We start from the raw sequence: 17,553 nt of genomic DNA, 5'->3' as shown, positions 1-17,553 counted from the left end.
CGGGAGGGGCGGGGCATGAGTAACTGGCGGTGCACCGGGCTGCGCTGGCCCGACGGCGAGCCCGTCCTCGGCTGGGCGCGCGGCGACGGGCGGGGACAGCGGCGGACGAGTGTCCTGGCCTACGGGAAGGAACTCGGGTTCCGGGCCGAGGGTGAGCGCCACTGTGTGGGGGCGCGCGGCAATGTCTGCCCGGTCCGGTCCGTGGTGCCCGTACGGAGCACGGGTGCGCGGTGCCCGGAGTGTGCGCGGCTGGACCGGGCGCACTCGGTGGCCGCAGACACCATCGCCGACGACCCGCGGACCTACCGCGTCTATCTGGCCTGGTTCGGGCCGGGCATGGTCAAGGTCGGGATCACGGGGGAGGCGCGGGGGGCCGCGCGGCTGCGGGAGCAGGGGGCCGTGGTGTTCAGCTGGCTGGGGCGTGGGCCGCTGATGGCGGCCCGGCGTACGGAGGAGTTGCTGCGCTCGGCGCTCGGGGTGCCCGACCGGATCCCGTACGCGCGTAAGCGTGCGGTGCGGGGCGAGTTGCCGGGGGCGCCGGAACGGGCCGCCGAGATCGAAGGGCTGTACCGGCTGGCCGAGGCGCTGGAGGGCGCGGGGTGGCCGGAGGCTCTGGAGCGGCTCCCGTTCGAGGTGGTCGACCACGCAGGGGTGTTCGGGCTCGGCGCCGCGGGGGCCGCCGCGCGGGTGGTGACCGGGCTGACGGACGGCGGAGTGGTGGCCGGGCGGCTGGTGGCTGCGGCCGGGCCCGACCTGCATCTGGAGACGGTGGACGAGGGGATCGTCGTGCTGGACACGCGGCTCGTCACCGGATGGGACCTGGTCGGCGCCGACGCGCGCGCCGGGCTGAGCGTGCCGGCCGTGGCTCTCGGGGGCGGTGCGGTGCAGGACGGGCTGTTCTGAGATCGTCGCCGGGGACCGGAATCTACGCGCAGGTGCACGAGGCAGGGGTGGGGCGGATGAGCAGCGACGACCGTGACCGTGACGACGTCGTCCGGTTCTGGCAGAGGCTCGGGCTGCCCGGAATCATCGACGTCCACACGCACTTCATGCCGGAGCGGGTGCTCAGCAAGGTGTGGGCGTACTTCGACTCGGCCGGCCCGCTGACCGGGCTGGAGTGGCCGATCACCTACCGGCGGGACGAGGACGAGCGTCTTGAGCTGCTCCGCTCGTTCGGTGTGCTCCGGTTCACCTCGATGCTCTACCCGCACAAGGCCGGTATGGCCGCCTGGCTCAACGGATGGGCGGCCGGGTTCGCGGCCCGGGTGCCGGACTGCCTGCACACCGCGACGTTCTTCCCCGAGGACGGCGCGGAGGCCTATGTGCGCGAGGCGGTGGAGGCCGGGGCCCGTGTCTTCAAGTCGCACCTCCAGGTGGGGGGTTACGACCCCAACGATCCGCTGCTGGATTCCGTGTGGGGGCTGCTGGCGGAGGCCGGGATCCCGGTGGTGACGCACTGCGGGTCCGGTCCGGCCCCCGGCGCGCACACCGGTCCGGAGCCGATCGGCCGGCTGCTGGCCCGCCACCCCCGGCTGAAGCTGGTGGTGGCGCACATGGGGATGCCGGAGTACGGGGACTTCCTCACGCTGGCGGAGGCTTACCCCGGCGTGCGGCTCGACACGACCATGGCGTTCACGGACTTCACCGAGGGCTTCACGCCGTTCCCCGCGGACGAGATCAAGCGCCTCGCGGATCTGGGGGACCGGATCCTGCTCGGTACCGACTTCCCGAACATCCCGTACCCGTACGTCCATCAGCTGCACGCCCTGGAGCGACTGGGCCTGGGGGACGCATGGCTGCGGGCGGTGTGTCACGGGAACGCGAGCGAGCTCTTCGGCTGACACCTGTCCGGGTGGTCCTGCGGCCAGGGCTTGACCTCAAGTCCGGTCGAGGTATCAGGGTGATCCGCATGGACACCGAAGCCGCGGACACCACAGCCGTTGACATCACAGACACCGCAGCCATCGGCAGCGGAGACACCGCAGACACCGAAACCACGGACATCGCAGCTCTCGAACAGGTCGTCGCCGCTGTCGAGCGCACTCAGCGCGTCCAGGACGTCGACGGGTTCCTCGCGCTCTTCCACCCCGAAGCCCTCTGGACGACCGGCCACGGCAAGGTCCTGATCGGCCTCGACGCGATCGCCGAGTTCACCCGCGCGGTGCTGCCCGCCGCCGACCGGGAGGGTGAGGTCACCTACAGGGCAGTGCACACGCAGTTCCTGCGGCCCGACGTGGCGGCCGTCAAGGTCCGGCAGGTCTACCACTCGCCGGAGGGTGAGACGGAGGGCGCTCCGCTCTACGTCATGACGAAGCAGCGTGACGGGAGGTGGCTGCTGCACGTGTGCCAGAACACCGAAGTGCGGGTTGCATAGAAGAGCGGGACGACCGATGACTTTCCGCACGTCACAGGGTCCGGAAGGGCAGGGCGTACGTCTCCCCGCCCGAGAGAGAAGTGGTGCGCGATGAGGTTGGTGCTGCAGGAGTTCCTGTCGCTGGACGGTGTCTCCCAGGGGCCCGGCTCCCCGGACGAGGACACCAGCGACGACTTCGTCCGGGGCGGCTGGTTCGTGCCGCACCTGGACGAGGCGTTCGACCGGATGGCCACCACCTGGCTGAGCGGGGCCGACGCGTTCCTGTTCGGCCGTCGTACGTACGAGAACTTCGCCCGGGACTGGCCGCGGATGACCGATCATCCGAACGCCCGCATCCTGAACGGCTCGCCGAAGTACGTCGCGTCCCGGAGCCTGACCCGTGCGGAGTGGGAGCCGGCCACCATCCTGTCCGGTGACGTCCCCGCCCAGGTCTCCGAGCTGAAGCGGAGGCCCGGCCGTGAGCTCCAGATCCACGGCAGCGCCCGGCTGGGCCGGTCCCTGCTGGCCGCGGGGCTGATCGACGAGCTGCGGCTGGCGATCGCCCCGGTGGTGGTGGGCGGCGGACGGCGGCTGTTCCCGGACGGCGGCGCCCCGGCCGGGCTGCGCCTGCTGCACAGCGAGACGACTCCGAGCGGTATCGCGGTGCACGTCTACGAGCCGACGGGACGGCCTGACTACGGGACGTACGGGGCCGACGCGTAGCCGCCCGACCGGGCTGCCCTGATCCGGTCGCCGGGTGTGGATCCCACCCGGCGGCGGAGCCCCCAGGGGAAATCCGCCCGGGAGCGGAGGGCCCGCGGAGGGCCCGCCACGTGTTTCTCAGGAAATTCACAGGTAGCCGAAAGCTCTCTCTCACGGCCGTCTCACAGGCTTGAGCCATGACGACGACCTCGCCCCAGGGGCGTACAGAACTGCTCAGGTCCGACCGCACCCCCGTACGCGTGCTGGTCGTGGACGACGAGGCTCCGCTGGCCGAGCTGCTCTCCATGGCCCTGCGTTACGAGGGGTGGGAGGTGCGCAGCGCGGGTGACGGCGCGGGTGCCGTCCGTACGGCGCGCGACTTCCGGCCCGACGCGGTGATCCTCGACGTGATGCTCCCCGACATGGACGGGCTCGCCGTGCTCGGTCGGCTGCGGCGCGAACTCTCCGATGTACCCGTGCTGTTCCTGACCGCGCGCGACTCGGTGGAGGACCGGATCGCCGGGCTCACGGCGGGCGGCGACGACTACGTCACCAAGCCGTTCAGCCTGGAGGAGGTCGTGGCACGGCTGCGCGGACTGATCCGCCGGTCCGGCACGGCTTCGGTGCGCAGCGAGTCGACGCTCGTCGTCGGTGACCTGATCCTGGACGAGGACAGCCACGAGGTGAGCCGGGGTGACGACTCGATCCACCTCACGGCGACCGAGTTCGAGCTGCTGCGCTTCCTGATGCGCAATCCGCGCCGGGTGCTCAGCAAGGCGCAGATCCTCGACCGGGTCTGGAACTACGACTTCGGCGGCCAGGCCAACGTCGTCGAGCTGTACATCTCCTACCTGCGCAAGAAGATCGACGCGGGGCGCACCCCGATGATCCACACCCGGCGCGGGGCGGGATACCTGATCAAGCCCGGTGACTAGCCGCATGAGCAGGAAGAACACGCGCCGCCCCTGGACGCTGCGGACGCGGCTCGTCGTGTACGCCGTGACGCTCATCGCGGTGGTCGCCGCGGTGATCGGTTCGGTCACCGCGATCGCCTTCCAGAGCTATATGGACGGGAAGCTGGACGGTCAGCTGCGCGACATCGCCATGGCCGTGGCACGTCAGCCGGGCAACGGCAAGGTCACCCCGGGCGGCCCTGAGAGGGACGAGCCGCTGGACTTCATCGGGATGGGCGGTGGCCAGCCGTTCAACACGTTCGGCGCCGTGGTCTCCGACGGTTCCGTCACCGAGTCGAAGGTGGTGAAGAAGGGCGGCCCGGAGGCCCGGGAGAGCACCGAGGCGCTGACCGACTCCCAGCAGAACGCCCTTGACGCCGCCGGGGTGCCCCTGGACGGCGAAGCCCATGACGTCGAGCTCTCCGGGCTCGGCGGATACCGCGTGCAGGCCGTCCCGTCGGGCGACGGTTCGACCGTCCTCGTCGGCATTCCCACGGCCGAGGTGGACAAGGCCGTCACCACCCTGATTCTTGTCGAGGTCTGTGTCACCGGGGCGGGGCTCATCGCCGCCGGGATCGCCGGCGCAGCGATGGTCGGCGTGGCGCTGCGCCCGCTGCGCAGGGTTGCCGCCACCGCGACCCGGGTGTCCGAAATCCCCCTGCACAGCGGCGAGGTGGCCCTCTTCGAACGGGTCCCGGAGGCCGAGGCCGACCCGCGTACCGAGGTCGGCCAGGTCGGCGCCGCTCTCAACCGGATGCTGGGCCATGTCGGTTCGGCCCTGGACGCGCGGCAGAAGAGCGAGACGCGGGTGCGCCAGTTCGTCGCGGACGCCAGCCACGAGCTGCGGACGCCGCTCGCCTCGATCCGCGGATACGCCGAACTGACCCGGCGCGGGCGGGAGATGGCCGGACCCGACACCCGCCATGCCCTGGGGCGCATCGAGTCCGAGGCCGAGCGGATGACCGGCATGGTCGAGGACCTGCTGCTCCTGGCGCGCCTCGACGCGGGGCGGCCGCTCTCGTACGAGAGCACCGATCTCTCGCCACTCGTCATCGACGCGGTGAGCGACGCCCGTGTGGCGGACCGCGCCCCCGGCGGATCGTCCGGCGCCGCCCATCACTGGCGGCTGGAGCTGCCGGAGGTCCCCGCGACGGTGCTCGCCGACCCGACCAGGATCCAGCAGGTGCTGGTCAACCTCCTGGCGAACGCCAGGACGCACACACCGCCCGGGACCACTGTCACGGTCCGCGTGCGGCAGGCGCGCGGGGATCTGCCCTGGGTGACCCTGGAGGTCCAGGACGACGGTCCCGGGATCCCGGCCGAACTGCAGCCCCACGTCTTCGAACGGTTCGCGCGCGGCGACGCCTCGCGTTCCCGGCACGCCGGGTCGACCGGGCTCGGCCTCGCCATCGTGCAGGCCGTCGCGGCCGCGCACGGTGGTCTGGCCGAGGTGCGGTCGGCACCCGGCGACACGGTGTTCGCCGTCCATCTGCCGGCGGACGCGGTGTACGGGCAGGGGACGGAAAGTTCGGACGCGGTGTACGGGCAGGGGACGGACAGCACCGGGGAGGCGTACGGGCAGGGGACGGACGGATCCGGAGAGGTGCACGGGCAGGGGACGGACAGCTCCGCGGCCGGTGACGCTTTCTCGTCGCGGCCCAACGGATTCGCTCACACGCCCGTGACCTGGGGAAACAGTGTCGAATCCGCCCCCGTGGCGCACTCACAGGCCGACCACAGGCTCAGCACACGGATGTGACAGCGCGGTTGGCGAGTGTCGTAGTCATGCGAACCGACACTCCTTGGAGCACCCTGCCGGCCCGGGAACACCTCCCGGCCGCAGCGGTCGGCGCTGCCGGCGCTCCCGCACTCGTTCCTGTCCCCGTGCTCGACGTGGTCATCCCCGTGTACAACGAGGAGAAGGACCTCGAGACGTGTGTGCTGCGCCTGCACGACCACCTGGCGCGGACGTTCCCCTACGGCTTCCGGATCACCGTGGCGGACAACGCGAGCACCGACCGCACGCCCCAGGTGGCGGCACGGCTCGCCGATCTCATCCCCGAGGTGCGGTCGTACCGGCTGGAGGAGAAGGGCCGGGGCCGGGCGCTGCGGACCGTCTGGTCCCACTCGGACTCCCCGGTCCTCGCCTACATGGACGTCGATCTCTCGACCGACCTCAACGCCCTTCTGCCGTTGGTCGCCCCGCTGATCTCGGGCCACTCCGACCTGGCCATCGGCTCCCGCCTGGCCCGTAGTTCGCGGGTGGTGCGGGGCTCGAAGCGCGAGTTCATCTCGCGGGCCTACAACCTGATCCTGCGCTCCTCGCTGGCCGCCCGGTTCAGTGACGCCCAGTGCGGCTTCAAGGCCATACGACGCGAGGTCGCGCAGCGGCTGCTGCCGATGGTCGAGGACACCGGGTGGTTCTTCGACACCGAGATGCTGGTCCTCGCCGAGCGGGCGGGACTGCGCATCCATGAGGTGCCGGTCGACTGGGTCGACGATCCGGACTCCACCGTGCACATCGTGAGGACCGCGACCGACGACCTCAAGGGCGTCTGGCGGGTGGGCAGGGCCCTGGCCACCGGAGCGCTGCCGCTGGACCGGCTGGCGCGGCCCTTCGGGGACGATCCGCGTGACCGGGTCGTGCCCGGGGTGCCGCGCGGGCTCGCCCGGCAACTGGTCGGCTTCTGCGTCGTCGGTGCGCTGTCGACCCTGGTCTACCTCGCCCTGTACTCCCTCTTCCGGCTGGGCGTCGGGCCGCAGTTCGCCAACGCCGCGGCTCTCCTCGTCTCCGCCGTGGCCAACACCGCGGCGAACCGGAGACTCACGTTCGGCGTACGCGGCCGGGGCGGCGCCGTACGCCATCAGGCGCAGGGGCTGGTCGTCTTCGCGATCGGGCTCGCCCTGACCAGCGGTTCGCTCGCCGCCCTGGGCACCGCGTCCGGATCGGCGTCGCACGGCACGGAACTCGCCGTGCTGATCGCGGCCAACCTCGCGGCAACGGTGCTGCGGTTTCTGCTCTTCCGTGCCTGGGTCTTCCCCGACCGGCGCACCGACCACCAGGACGCCCGCAAGGGTGCCGCACACGAACTGAGGAACGTCCGATGACCGCCGTCACGCACGCCGACCAGTACCAGGCCCCGCCCGACACCCCAGGGGCGCCCGCGCACGCCGCGGGCAGGCGTGAGCCGCTGGTGCGCCGTATCCGCCGGGGCAGGCCCGAGGACCCGCGCTGGGCGAGGCCCGCCTTCCTCGCCATGCTGCTGGTCATCGCCCTCGCGTACCTGTGGAACCTGAGCGCTTCCGGATACGCCAACTCGTTCTACTCGGCGGCCGTGCAGGCCGGCAGCCAGAGCTGGAAGGCCTTCTTCTTCGGCTCGCTGGACTCCGCGAACGCGATCACCGTCGACAAGCCCCCGGCCACGCTCTGGCCGATGGCCCTGTCGGTGCGCGTCTTCGGTCTGAGCTCCTGGGCGATCCTGGCGCCCCAGGTGCTGATGGGAGTCGCCACGGCGGGCGTCCTGTACGCGGCCGTGCGCCGGCGCTTCAGCGCGGCCGCCGGGCTGATCACGATGGCCGTCTTCGCGCTGACGCCGGTGGCAGCGCTGATGTTCCGCTTCAACAACCCGGACGCGCTGCTCGCGCTCCTGATGACCGTCACCGTCTACTGCGTGCTGCGCGCGTTCGAGGGCGGCCGGACGAAGTGGCTTGTCTGGGCGGGCGTCGCGGTGGGTCTCGCCTTCCTGTCGAAGACCTTGCAGGCCTTCCTGATCCTTCCGCCCCTGGCCGTGCTGTACGCGGTGTTCGCGCCGGTGTCGGTGCGGAAGCGGTTCGGGCAGCTCGGTCTGGCGGCGCTGGCGATGGTGGTGTCCGCCGGCTGGTGGGTCGCGATCGTCGAGCTGTGGCCCGCCTCCTCACGTCCGTACATCGGCGGCTCGCAGAACAACTCCTTCCTCGAACTCACCTTCGGTTACAACGGACTCGGCCGGATCAACGGCGAGGAGACCGGAAGCGTCGGTGGTGGCGGCGGGGGCGGCCAGGGTGGCGGATGGGGTGAGACCGGCATCGGCCGGATGTTCAACTCGGAGATCGGCAGCCAGATCTCGTGGCTGCTGCCCGCCGCGCTGATCCTGCTGGTCGCGGGGATCTGGCTGACCTGGCGCGCGAAGCGGACCGACACGGCCCGTGCGGCGTTCCTCGCCTGGGGCGGGTCGCTGCTGATGACGGCCTTCGTCTTCAGCTTCATGGCCGGCATCTTCCACCAGTACTACACCGTGGCCCTGGCGCCCTACATCGCGGCGCTGGTCGGAATGGGCGCCTCGGTCCTCTGGGAGGAGCGGGGCAAGTGGTGGGCGGGCGCCGCCCTCGGCGCCACCGTCGCGGCGACGGCCGTCTGGTCGTACGTCCTGCTGGGCCGCACGCCGGACTACTTCCCGTGGCTGCGCTGGGCCGTCCTGGCCGGCGGCCTCGTTGCCGCGGTGGGGCTGCTGCTCGCGGCCCGGCTCGGCCGGGCACTCGCGCTGGGCGTGGTGGGCCTCGGCCTCGCGGCCTCGCTGGCCGGGCCGACGGCTTACACGATCAGCACGCTGAACACCGGGCACCAGGGCTCGATCGTCACCGCGGGCCCGTCCGCCGGTGGCATGGGCGGCGGTCCCGGAGGCGGCATGGGCGGAGGCGGAGCCCCCGGCGGCGGCCGGCCCCCCGGCCAGGGAACCCAGCAGGGCGGCCAGGCCCAGGGCAACGGGCAGGGCAACGCCCAGGGCGGCGGCTTCCCCGGCGGCGGGACGCCCGGCCAGGGCCAGAAGGGCCAAGGCCGGCAGGGTCAGGGCCAGGCGCCCGGTGGCCAGCAGGGCGGCATGCCCGGCGGCGGCACGGGTGAGGGCGGTACGGGCGGCGGAGGCGGCGGTATGGGCGGCCTGCTCAACGGCGCCTCCGTCGACTCCGAGGCCAAGACGCTCCTGAAGCAGAACGCCGACGCCTACACCTGGACCGCCGCGGCCATCGGCTCGCAGAACGCGGCGAGTTACCAGCTCGCCACCGGTGACCCGGTGATGGCGATCGGCGGATTCAACGGCAGCGACCCGTCCCCGACGCTCGCCCAGTTCAAGAAGTACGTCGAGGACGGAAAGATCCACTACTTCGTCTCCGGCGGCATGGGAGGCGGAGGCACGGGCGGTGAGGGCACCTCCTCCCAGATCTCGACATGGGTGGAGGAGAACTTCAAGGAGGTCACCGTGGGAAGCGCGACCTTCTACGACCTCACCCAGCCGACGAGCTGAGACCGGGGCGGCGGACCGGCCGACGGCGGTCCGGCGCTGACAGGACAGCAGAACGGCGACGACAGGGCGGTGGCCCCGGAGCAGACGCTCCGGGGCCACCGCCCTGTCGTGTCCGGGGCGCCGCCCCGTAATCGTTGTACGGCGTACAGGAAATGCCCTACGGTATCCGTGAGCGCTTCCCATACACCGTACAAGAGCACCGGAATCAGGAGCCCGTATGACGGCGACCACCGCCGAGCAGAACGATCTCGCCCCCCGGGGCGGCCACGCGCAGCGCTGGCTGATCCTCGGAGTCATCTGTCTCGCCCAGCTCACCGTGCTGCTCGACAACACCGTCCTGAACGTGGCGATCCCCTCGCTCACCGAGGACCTCCACGCGTCCACCGCCGATGTGCAGTGGATGATCAACGCCTATGCGCTCGTCCAGTCCGGTCTCGTGCTCACCGCGGGCAGTTCCGCCGACCGCTACGGCCGCAAGAAGATGCTGGTCGCGGGGCTCGCGCTGTTCGGCATCGGCTCACTGGCGGCCGGACTCGCGCAGTCCTCCGGCCAGCTGATCGCCGCCCGCGCGGGGATGGGCGTCGGTGGCGCGCTGCTGATGACGACCACCCTCGCGGTCGTGGTGCAGATCTTCGACGACACCGAACGCGTCAAGGCGATCGGCATCTGGTCCACCGTCAGCTCACTGGGTTTCGCCGCCGGCCCGCTGATCGGCGGGGTGATGCTCGACCACTTCTGGTGGGGTGCGATCTTCCTGGTCAACATCCCCGTGGCGGTCGTCGGTCTCGTCGCCGTCATCCGGCTCGTGCCGGAGTCCAGGGACCCCCGGGGTGATCGCCCCGACCTGGTGGGGGCGGTGCTCTCCACCCTGGGCATGACGTCCGTCGTGTACGCGATCATCTCCGGCCCGGAGCACGGCTGGGGCTCCGGGCAGGTGCTGCTGACGGCCTTCGCCGGGATCGCAGTCCTCACCGGATTCGTCCTGTGGGAGCTCCATGTCCCGTACCCCATGCTGGACATGCACTTCTTCCGCAACCAGCGGTTCACCGGGGCGGTCGCGGGCGCGATCCTGGTGGCCTTCGGCATGACCGGGTCACTCTTCCTGCTGACCCAGCACCTGCAGTTCGTCCTCGGGTACGAGCCGCTCGAGGCAGGGCTTCGCACGGCTCCGCTCGCCCTCACCGTCGTCGCGCTCAACCTCACGGGTCTCGGCGCCCGGCTCGTGGTGAGGCTGGGGACGCCCACCGTCATCGCCGTGGGTATGAGTCTGCTGGCCGCCGGACTCGCCGCGATCGCGCTGCTCGGCGGACGGGACTACGGCGGCATGCTGCTGGGCCTGCTCGTCATGGGAGCGGGTGTCGCGCTAGCCATGCCCGCGATGGCCAACGCGATCATGAGTGCCATCCCGCCGGAGAAGGCGGGCGTCGGAGCCGGTGTGAACGGCACGCTCGCCGAGTTCGGCAACGGGCTGGGGGTCGCCGTGCTCGGGGCCGTCCTCAACTCCCGTTTCGCCGCGCTCGTGCCGGGTGCGGTGGGTGCCGCCTCGCTGCCTGCCGCGCTCGCCGCAGCCGACGGACCGGCGGAACGTGAGCGCATCACGGACGCCTTCGCCTCCGGCCTGGAGACCAGCCAACTGGTGGGCGCGCTGGCTGTGCTGGCCGGTGGGCTGCTGGCCGGGGCGCTGCTGAGGAGGGCGGAGCGGACTCAGACGGACTGAGAGGCGCAGGTGACGGGCATAGCATCGGACAGGGGTGCCGGTACGCAGAAGTGCCACCGCAAGACAAGGAGCGTGCGCCATGGGGTCCGCGGCAGACCGTGTGAAGAACCCTTCCCGGGTCAGTGTGTGGCTGGACCGGCGCACACCCTCGCGGACACGCAAGGCGGACCAGCCGGCCGGTCTCGACCGGGACAGGATCACGGCGGCGAGCGTCCGGCTCCTGGACGCCGACGGCCTGGCGAAGTTCTCCATGCGCCGCCTCGCCGCCGATCTCGATGTCACGGCGATGTCCCTGTACTGGTACGTCGACACCAAGGACGACCTGCTCGAACTCGCCCTGGACACGGTCTTCGGCGAGATCCCGGCCACGGCGGAGGACCTCGGCTGGCACGACCGGCTGCGCGAACTGGCCACGAACTACCGGCGGATGCTGGTGCGCCACCCGTGGGTGTCGACGCTGATCGGCAGCTTCCTGAACATCGGGCCGCACTCGATGCTGTTCTCGTACGCGGTCCAGGACGTCATCCGGGCCACCGGACTGCCCCTGGCGAACCGGACCGGAGCGATGTCGGCCGTCTTCCAGTTCGTCTACGGGTTCGGCACCATCGAGGGGCACTTCGTGCAGCGCACGGTGGAGGCGGACCTCAGCCAGGACGAGTACTTCCGGCAGGTGATGGGCACGATCCGCGCGGACCCCGAGATCGCACGGGCCATGGAGCCTTCGGAGAACCTGATGGAGGCGCGCGGCGGGGACACGGTGGAGGAGATGCGCGAGCGGGACTTCGTGTTCGCGCTGGACCTCCTGATCGCGGGCATCGAAGCGATGTGCGACCGCGCCGCCCGCCGGGCGTGACGGCCGAGCAGCACCGGGGGTCGCCCCCGGCGCTCAGTAACCGCGTCGGGTGTCCACGGCCAGTGCGGGCGTACGCCGCTCTGCGACCGCGTCCCAGCACGCCTCGAAGTCGGCGACCACGTCCTCGTCGGCCGTGATACCGGCCGAGTGCGAGGTGATCACCGTGCGCGGCAGCCGCCAGGCGCGGTCCCCGGGGCCGGCGGGTTCCTCCGGCAGTACGTCGAGGACGGTCCGGCCCACCGCCCCGCTGCGCAGTGCGGCCTCCAGCGCGGCCATGTCGACGGTCGCGCCCCGGCCCACGTTGACGAAGGTGGCGCCCCGCATCGCCTTGAATCTGGCGTCGTCGAAGAAGCCCTCCGTCGCGCCGGTCAGAGGGAGGGTGGACACCACCCACCGGGCGTCCGCCAGCGCCGCGGTCTCCTCCTGCGAGCCTGCCGTGACGACCCGGTCGAAGCCCGCGGGCGGGACCACGGGGGTGGTGCGTGACACGCCCACCGTGCGCACCGAGCAGGCCCGCAGCAGGGCCGCGACCGCGGAACCGATGTGCCCGGTGCCGTGGATGACGGCGGTCCGCCCGGCGGCGAGTCCGGACGGCAGCCGGCGCCACTCGGAGCGTGCGTGCTGTGCCACGTGCTCCGGGACCGACTGGCACTCGGCGAGCACCCAGGCCAGCGTGTACTGGGCGATCCGCTCGCCCATCCGGCCCACGGTCCGGGTCAGCAGGGCGCCTTGGGGCCAGGGCCCGGCGGCGAGCAGGGCGTCCGTGCCCGCGTTGACGCTGTGGAACCACAGCAGCTCCGGCGTCCGCAGCGCCTCGGGCAGCGTGTCCCCCACGTACAGGAAGGGCCCGGTGGCGTGGGCGGGCCCGGCCGGTCGCCCGGTGATCCGTTCCAGCTCACGGACCACGGCGGGTCCCACGGACGGGGAGGTCAGCAGCCGGGCACTCGCGAGTGCGTCCGGGCGGGGCGGCTTCACCGGCAGGGTCAGCTGCCGCCGGCCAGGTGAGCGGGGAAGCCGCCGGTGGCGACCGGGCTCCAGCGCTCCGGGGTGATCCGGATGATGGACTTCCCCTGCTTGAGCATCGCCGCCCGGTACTCGTCCCAGTCGGGGTGTTCCCCGGAGATGTTGCGGAAGTACTCGACGAGCGGCTCGACCGAGTCCGGTGAGTCGATCACCTCGGCCGAGCCGTCGATCTGGACCCACGGGCCGTTCCAGTCGTCCGACAGGACGATCACGCTGACCCGCTCGTCCCGCTTCGCGTTCCGGGTCTTGGCCCGTTCGGGGTAGGTCGAGACGACGATGCGTCCGGCGTCGTCGACGCCGCAGGTGAGCGGGGAGCCCTGGGGGCGGCCGTCGGCCCGGGTGGTCAGCAGGATCGCCCGGTGCCTGGGCCGCACGAAGTCCAGGAGCTCCCCGAGCTCCACGGCGGTGTTGGTCGCGATGTTGGGTGCCATGGCGCCAACCCTAGGCCCTCCCGCCGGACCTATCCGGGGACGGAGTCGCCCTGGACCGCCTGGATGTCGAGCTCCACCCGGAGGGTCGTGCCGATCGCGGAGATCCCCGCCTGCAGGACCTGGTTGTAGTTCATGGCGAAGTCGTCGCGGCGCAGCTCGGCAGTGGCGTGGAAGGCCGCGCGTACGCCGCCCCACGGGTCGGGGCCGGTGCCCAGGTAGCTGAGGTCGAGGTCGATGTCCCGTGCGATGCCGTGCATGGTGAGCACGCCGTGGACCGTCCAGCGGTCGGGTCCCGCGGGGGTCAGCGCACGGGACCGGTAGGTGATCTCCGGGAAGACCTCCACGTCCAGGAAGTCCGCCGAGCGCAGGTGCTTGTCCCGCATGCCGTTGCCCGTGTCGATGCTGGTGGAGGAGATGAACGCCTCCACCCGGGAGTGCTGGACGTCCTCGGCGATCTCGATGCGGCCGCCGAACTCGGTGAACCGGCCGTGCACGCTGGAGATCCCCAGGTGCTGGGCGACCGCGGCCACCGAGGAGTGCACCGGGTCCAGCGACCAGGTGCCCGGAGGCGGCAGCTCCACGCCGCCCTGCCGGGCCAGGACGACGGTCCCGGCCTCGACCCGGCCGCTGGCCGTGACGAGTGCGGTGGACGCGGCGGGTGCGTAGCCCACCGCAGTGACGATCACCGTGTACGCGCCGGCCTGGAGGAGATCGTCGGTGCGGACGGCCCCGTTCTCGTCGGCGGCGGCACGGAGCACCTGGGTGCCCGTCATGTCGGTCACCGTCACGACGGCGTGCTGGACCGCCCAGCCGTCCCGCGTGCGTACCTGTGCGCGAAGTCCCATCCCGTGTTCTCTCCTTGCTCAAATCACTCGTGAAGCAGCGACTCAATGAGTCGGGCCCCGGGCGGGATCGGCAGGCCGTCCCCTGCCTGCCGATCCCACCGCGGGGCCCATTTCCGCCGGCGGCCACAGCCTCTCCGCTCGAAGCGCTGTACCGCCAGGGGTCTTTGTGTAACTTCCGGTGCCTACTCGCCCGGGTGGGCGAGCTCGATGTCGTGACCGTCGACCCCGCTGCCGTTCACGGTCAGCGAGCCGGCCACCGGCGGGTAGCCGGTCGCGATCACGGAGTACTCACCGGCGTCCAGGTCGGTGAAGGCGTAGGCGCCGTCCTCCCCGGTCGTCGACGTGGCGACCACGTTGCCGGCCGCGTCGATCAGCGTGACCCGGGCGTCGTTCAGCGGTGCCGGCTTCGAGCTGGCCCTGACGACACCCTGGACCAGCGCACCGGAGCGCAGGGCCACGTCGACCCGGGTGACACCCTGGCCGCCGACCTCCACCGGCAGTGCCAGCGGACGGTAGCCCGCGGCCGTGACGGCGACGGTCACCGAGCCGGGGATCAGCTCACCGAAGGTGAACTCGCCGGCCTCGCCGGAGACACCCGTGGCCAGCACGTCGCCGCGCACGTCGGTCACCAGGACCATGGCGCCCTGGACAGGGGCGTTGCCCTCGTCGGTGCGTACGGTCCCGGAGAGACCGCTCGTACCGGCGAGCAGGATGTCGAAGGCCAGCGGCTCGTCGCCGACGACCACGGTGGACGCCTGCGGCTGGAAGCCGTCGGCGGAGGCGATCAGGACGTAGCTGCCGGAGGCAGGGGCGTCCAGCACGTAGCCGCCGTCGGCCTGGGCCACGGAGCGCCCCAGCTGCCGGCCGCCCAGCGAGATCAGTGTGACGGCCGCACGGGCGACGGGTGCGCCCTCGGCGCCCCGCACCACACCGCGTACGGGCGTGCCCTGAACGGTCGTGGGGCCGGTGGCCGCCGTCTCCTCCGCGGTGTCGACCGAGGTGACCCCGGCCGTTCCGCCTGCGATCAGGGCGGTACCGGCGGTGGCCTCGACGGACTCGGTCGCGGCGGACACCTCGGCCGGGGCGTTGTCGTTGCCGGCCCTCGTCTTCAGGGCGACCTCCTTGATGAAGAGGGTCAGGACGAACGCGACCAGCGCGGCGGGCGCCGCGTACAGGAAGACGTCGGCGACACCGTGGCCGTAGGCGACCTCCATGACCGTGCGGAACGGAGCGGGGAGCTTGTCCAGGTCGGGGATGCCCCCGCCGCCCGTACCGCCGTGGCCGAAGGCCGCGCCCTCGGGGCCGAGGTCGGCGAGGCCGTCCTTGACGTAGTGGGTGACGCGGTTGCCCAGGACGGCGCCCAGCGCCGAGACGCCGATCGCACCACCGAGGGAACGGAAGAACGTCACGACGGAGCTGGCCGCGCCCAGGTCGGCGGGAGCCACCTGGTTCTGCGTGGCGAGCACCAGGTTCTGCATCATCATGCCGATGCCGAGGCCCATGACGAACATGAAGATCGCGATGTGCCAGTACTCGGTGTCGTACCGGATGGTGCCCAGGAACCCGAGACCCGCGGTGAGCAGGAAGCCACCGGAGACGAGCCAGGCCTTCCAGCGGCCCGTCTTGGTGATGATCTGGCCCGACACGGTCGAGGACAGGAACAGTCCGGCGATCATCGGGATGGTCATGACGCCGGACATCGTCGGCGACTTGTCCCGCGCCAGCTGGAAGTACTGGCTGAAGAAGACGGTGCCCGCGAACATCCCGATGCCGACGAACAGCGAGGCCGCGGAGGCCAGCGTGATGGTGCGGTTACGGAAGAGGCGCAGCGGGATGATCGGCTCGCGAGCCTTGGACTCGATCAGCAGGAACAGCGCGGCGAGGACGACGGTGCCGCCGAGCATCGTCCAGGTCTGCCAGGAGATCCAGTCGTACTTGTCGCCCGCGAAGGTCACCCAGAGCAGCAGCAGCGAGACCGCGGCGCTGATGAAGAACGCGCCCGACCAGTCGATCTTGACTCCCTCGCGCTTGACCACGGGGAGCTTCAGGGTCTTCTGGAGCACGATCAGGGCGATGATCGCGAACGGCACACCCACGTAGAAGCACCAGCGCCAGCCCATCCAGCTGGTGTCGGTGATGACACCGCCGAGCAGCGGGCCGCCGACGGTGGCGACGGCGAAGACCGCGCCGAGGTAGCCGCTGTAGCGCCCGCGCTCGCGCGGGGAGATCATCGCGGCCATCACGATCTGGGCGAGGGCGGAGAGTCCGCCGACGCCGATGCCCTGGACCACGCGGCAGATGATGAGCATGCCGCTGCTGGTCGACAGGCCGGCGACTATGGAGCCGCCCACGTAGATCAGCAGGGCGATCTGGACCAGCAGCTTCTTGCTGAACAGGTCCGCGAGCTTGCCCCACAGCGGGGTGGTGGCGGTCATGGCCAGCAGCGAGGCCGTGACGACCCAGGTGTAGGCGCTCTGGCCGCCGCCGAGGTCGGAAATGATCTCGGGCAGGGCGTTGGAGACGACCGTCGACGACAGGATCGCGACGAACATGCCGAGCAGCAGCCCGGTCAGTGCTTCCATGATCTGCCGGTGTGTCATCGGCGCGCCCGACGGGGCTTCGACAGCCCCGTGCTTGGCGTGGCCGCCCCGCACACCGGATGGTGTGGTCGTAGCCATTTAAATCCTCGTCTTTGCTTCTGTTACACAGGTGTACGGGTGTGCGAATGGTCGACGTGCCCGGTGCGGCAGTCGCCGCTGTGCTTTCCGGGGGTGCAGCCTCCGGAGCCGCGGCAGGAGAAGCTGTCGCGCAGCCGGGACAACAACGTGTTGAGCTGTCCGACTTCTTCGTCGGACCAGTCGATGAGGTTGTGGGCGAACATCTCCGTGGTCCGCCGGGTCAGCTCGGCGAGCAGCTCCTCGCCCGCGGGGGTCAGCCGCAGGATGCGGGACCGCTTGTCCGCCGGGTCCTGGAACCGTTCGATCCAGCCGTTCTCCACCGCGTGTGTCACATGACGGCTGGTCACCGACATGTTCACGGCCAGGAGTTCGGCGAGCCGAGTGATCCGCATCTCGCCGTACTTGGCCAGCAGCGTCAGCACGCCGGCGGTGCCACCGGGGCACTCGGCGGGCAGGATGCGGACGAGCCCCCGTTTGACGGCTCCGACGGCGCTGAGCTGCCGGGCCAGTTCTTCGTACTGGCTCCGTGCTGCCACCGACCCTCCAGGACGTCTCGCGAGGTCATCTTGTTGCTTAGGGCAACGATAGAAGCAGTTGGTTGCCGCAGGCAAACGAAATGGGGCTTGCAGAAGTAAAGGAACGCAAAAGGCTGCGTAGGGGCCCGGTCAAGCGCGCAGCACAGAGGGGGGTGGGCCGCGCGAACTGTGTTCCTCGTCACG

The 17,553-nt window shown here is 71.2% G+C and carries 15 protein-coding genes; 10 read left to right on the top strand and 5 right to left on the bottom strand.

The annotated features are described in order from the left end of the window. The first annotated feature begins 15 nt into the window (after positions 1–15). The 10 genes from P8A20_RS17540 to P8A20_RS17495 all read left to right on the top strand — a co-directional run bounded on the left by P8A20_RS17540 (position 16) and on the right by P8A20_RS17495 (position 11,857). Entirely contained in the window at positions 16–903 is an 888-nt protein-coding gene (locus P8A20_RS17540) for a DUF2797 domain-containing protein (protein ID WP_306103828.1), read from the top strand. Positions 904–959: 56 nt separating this feature from the next. Next, positions 960–1,841 (top strand): amidohydrolase family protein, encoded by an 882-nt coding sequence (locus P8A20_RS17535; protein WP_147958503.1) that lies wholly within the window; start codon positions 960–962, stop codon positions 1,839–1,841. A gap of 59 nt (positions 1,842–1,900) precedes the next feature. Next, on the top strand, positions 1,901–2,374 hold the full coding sequence (locus P8A20_RS17530; RefSeq protein WP_261988583.1) for an SgcJ/EcaC family oxidoreductase: 474 nt from the start codon (positions 1,901–1,903) through the stop codon (positions 2,372–2,374). Positions 2,375–2,464: 90 nt separating this feature from the next. Continuing rightward, a complete protein-coding gene (locus P8A20_RS17525) occupies positions 2,465–3,076 on the top strand; it encodes a dihydrofolate reductase family protein (protein WP_147958501.1) in 612 nt (203 codons plus the stop codon). Positions 3,077–3,252: 176 nt separating this feature from the next. After that, positions 3,253–3,990 carry a response regulator transcription factor gene (locus P8A20_RS17520; protein ID WP_147958500.1) on the top strand — a complete coding sequence of 246 codons (738 nt, stop codon included), beginning with the start codon at positions 3,253–3,255 and terminating at the stop codon, positions 3,988–3,990. 4 nt (positions 3,991–3,994) lie between these two features. Further along, positions 3,995–5,767, top strand: a complete 1,773-nt coding sequence (locus P8A20_RS17515) for a sensor histidine kinase (protein WP_306103827.1) — start codon at positions 3,995–3,997, stop codon at positions 5,765–5,767. A gap of 26 nt (positions 5,768–5,793) precedes the next feature. Further along, positions 5,794–7,116, top strand: a complete 1,323-nt coding sequence (locus P8A20_RS17510) for a bifunctional glycosyltransferase family 2/GtrA family protein (protein WP_147958499.1) — start codon at positions 5,794–5,796, stop codon at positions 7,114–7,116. Next, positions 7,113–9,287, top strand: a complete 2,175-nt coding sequence (locus P8A20_RS17505) for an ArnT family glycosyltransferase (protein ID WP_306103826.1) — start codon at positions 7,113–7,115, stop codon at positions 9,285–9,287. Before P8A20_RS17510 ends, P8A20_RS17505 begins: the two co-directional genes overlap by 4 nt. A 217-nt stretch (positions 9,288–9,504) precedes the next feature. Next, positions 9,505–11,004, top strand: a complete 1,500-nt coding sequence (locus tag P8A20_RS17500; protein WP_306103825.1) for an MFS transporter — start codon at positions 9,505–9,507, stop codon at positions 11,002–11,004. Between the two features lie 79 nt (positions 11,005–11,083). Next, complete coding sequence (locus P8A20_RS17495; protein WP_147958498.1) at positions 11,084–11,857, top strand: TetR/AcrR family transcriptional regulator; 774 nt, start codon at positions 11,084–11,086, stop codon at positions 11,855–11,857. A 33-nt stretch (positions 11,858–11,890) separates the two neighbouring features. On the opposite strand, the gene P8A20_RS17490 is transcribed toward P8A20_RS17495, so the two are convergent. The 5 genes from P8A20_RS17490 to P8A20_RS17470 all read right to left on the bottom strand — a co-directional run bounded on the left by P8A20_RS17490 (position 11,891) and on the right by P8A20_RS17470 (position 17,370). Beyond that, positions 11,891–12,832 carry an NAD(P)-dependent oxidoreductase gene (locus P8A20_RS17490; protein WP_306103824.1) on the bottom strand — a complete coding sequence of 314 codons (942 nt, stop codon included), beginning with the start codon at positions 12,830–12,832 and terminating at the stop codon, positions 11,891–11,893. Positions 12,833–12,840: 8 nt separating this feature from the next. Then, positions 12,841–13,311, bottom strand: coding sequence for a PPOX class F420-dependent oxidoreductase (locus P8A20_RS17485; RefSeq protein ID WP_147958496.1), 471 nt, complete (start codon positions 13,309–13,311; stop codon positions 12,841–12,843). A gap of 29 nt (positions 13,312–13,340) precedes the next feature. Beyond that, positions 13,341–14,156, bottom strand: coding sequence for a YceI family protein (locus P8A20_RS17480; protein WP_147958495.1), 816 nt, complete (start codon positions 14,154–14,156; stop codon positions 13,341–13,343). Positions 14,157–14,338: 182 nt separating this feature from the next. Beyond that, positions 14,339–16,756: an MFS transporter gene (locus tag P8A20_RS17475; protein ID WP_511104033.1), complete on the bottom strand. Its 2,418-nt coding sequence runs from the start codon at positions 16,754–16,756 to the stop codon at positions 14,339–14,341. Between the two features lie 101 nt (positions 16,757–16,857). Further along, the gene (locus tag P8A20_RS17470) at positions 16,858–17,370 is read right to left on the bottom strand and encodes a MarR family winged helix-turn-helix transcriptional regulator (protein WP_147958493.1); all 513 of its coding nucleotides are present in this window, start codon (positions 17,368–17,370) and stop codon (positions 16,858–16,860) included. Positions 17,371–17,553: the final 183 nt, after the last annotated feature.

The sequence above is a fragment of the Streptomyces sp. Alt3 genome (assembly GCF_030719215.1).
Classification (GTDB): domain Bacteria; phylum Actinomycetota; class Actinomycetes; order Streptomycetales; family Streptomycetaceae; genus Streptomyces; species Streptomyces glycanivorans.
The sequence above is the reverse complement of the archived record's forward strand: the minus strand, read 5'-3'. Positions and strand labels throughout refer to the sequence as shown.

What these genes read in the sequence shown, in the direction of transcription:
- P8A20_RS17540 (WP_306103828.1), top strand. Translation starts at nt 16, where the DNA reads ATGAGTAACTGGCGGTGCACCGGGCTGCGCTGGCCCGACGGCGAGCCC.
- P8A20_RS17535 (WP_147958503.1), top strand. Translation starts at nt 960, where the DNA reads ATGAGCAGCGACGACCGTGACCGTGACGACGTCGTCCGGTTCTGGCAG.
- P8A20_RS17525 (WP_147958501.1), top strand. Translation starts at nt 2,465, where the DNA reads ATGAGGTTGGTGCTGCAGGAGTTCCTGTCGCTGGACGGTGTCTCCCAG.
- P8A20_RS17520 (WP_147958500.1), top strand. Translation starts at nt 3,253, where the DNA reads ATGACGACGACCTCGCCCCAGGGGCGTACAGAACTGCTCAGGTCCGAC.
- P8A20_RS17515 (WP_306103827.1), top strand. Translation starts at nt 3,995, where the DNA reads ATGAGCAGGAAGAACACGCGCCGCCCCTGGACGCTGCGGACGCGGCTC.
- P8A20_RS17510 (WP_147958499.1), top strand. Translation starts at nt 5,794, where the DNA reads ATGCGAACCGACACTCCTTGGAGCACCCTGCCGGCCCGGGAACACCTC.
- P8A20_RS17505 (WP_306103826.1), top strand. Translation starts at nt 7,113, where the DNA reads ATGACCGCCGTCACGCACGCCGACCAGTACCAGGCCCCGCCCGACACC.
- P8A20_RS17500 (WP_306103825.1), top strand. Translation starts at nt 9,505, where the DNA reads ATGACGGCGACCACCGCCGAGCAGAACGATCTCGCCCCCCGGGGCGGC.
- P8A20_RS17495 (WP_147958498.1), top strand. Translation starts at nt 11,084, where the DNA reads ATGGGGTCCGCGGCAGACCGTGTGAAGAACCCTTCCCGGGTCAGTGTG.
- P8A20_RS17485 (WP_147958496.1), bottom strand. Translation starts at nt 13,311, where the DNA reads ATGGCACCCAACATCGCGACCAACACCGCCGTGGAGCTCGGGGAGCTC.
- P8A20_RS17480 (WP_147958495.1), bottom strand. Translation starts at nt 14,156, where the DNA reads ATGGGACTTCGCGCACAGGTACGCACGCGGGACGGCTGGGCGGTCCAG.
- P8A20_RS17475 (WP_511104033.1), bottom strand. Translation starts at nt 16,756, where the DNA reads ATGACACACCGGCAGATCATGGAAGCACTGACCGGGCTGCTGCTCGGC.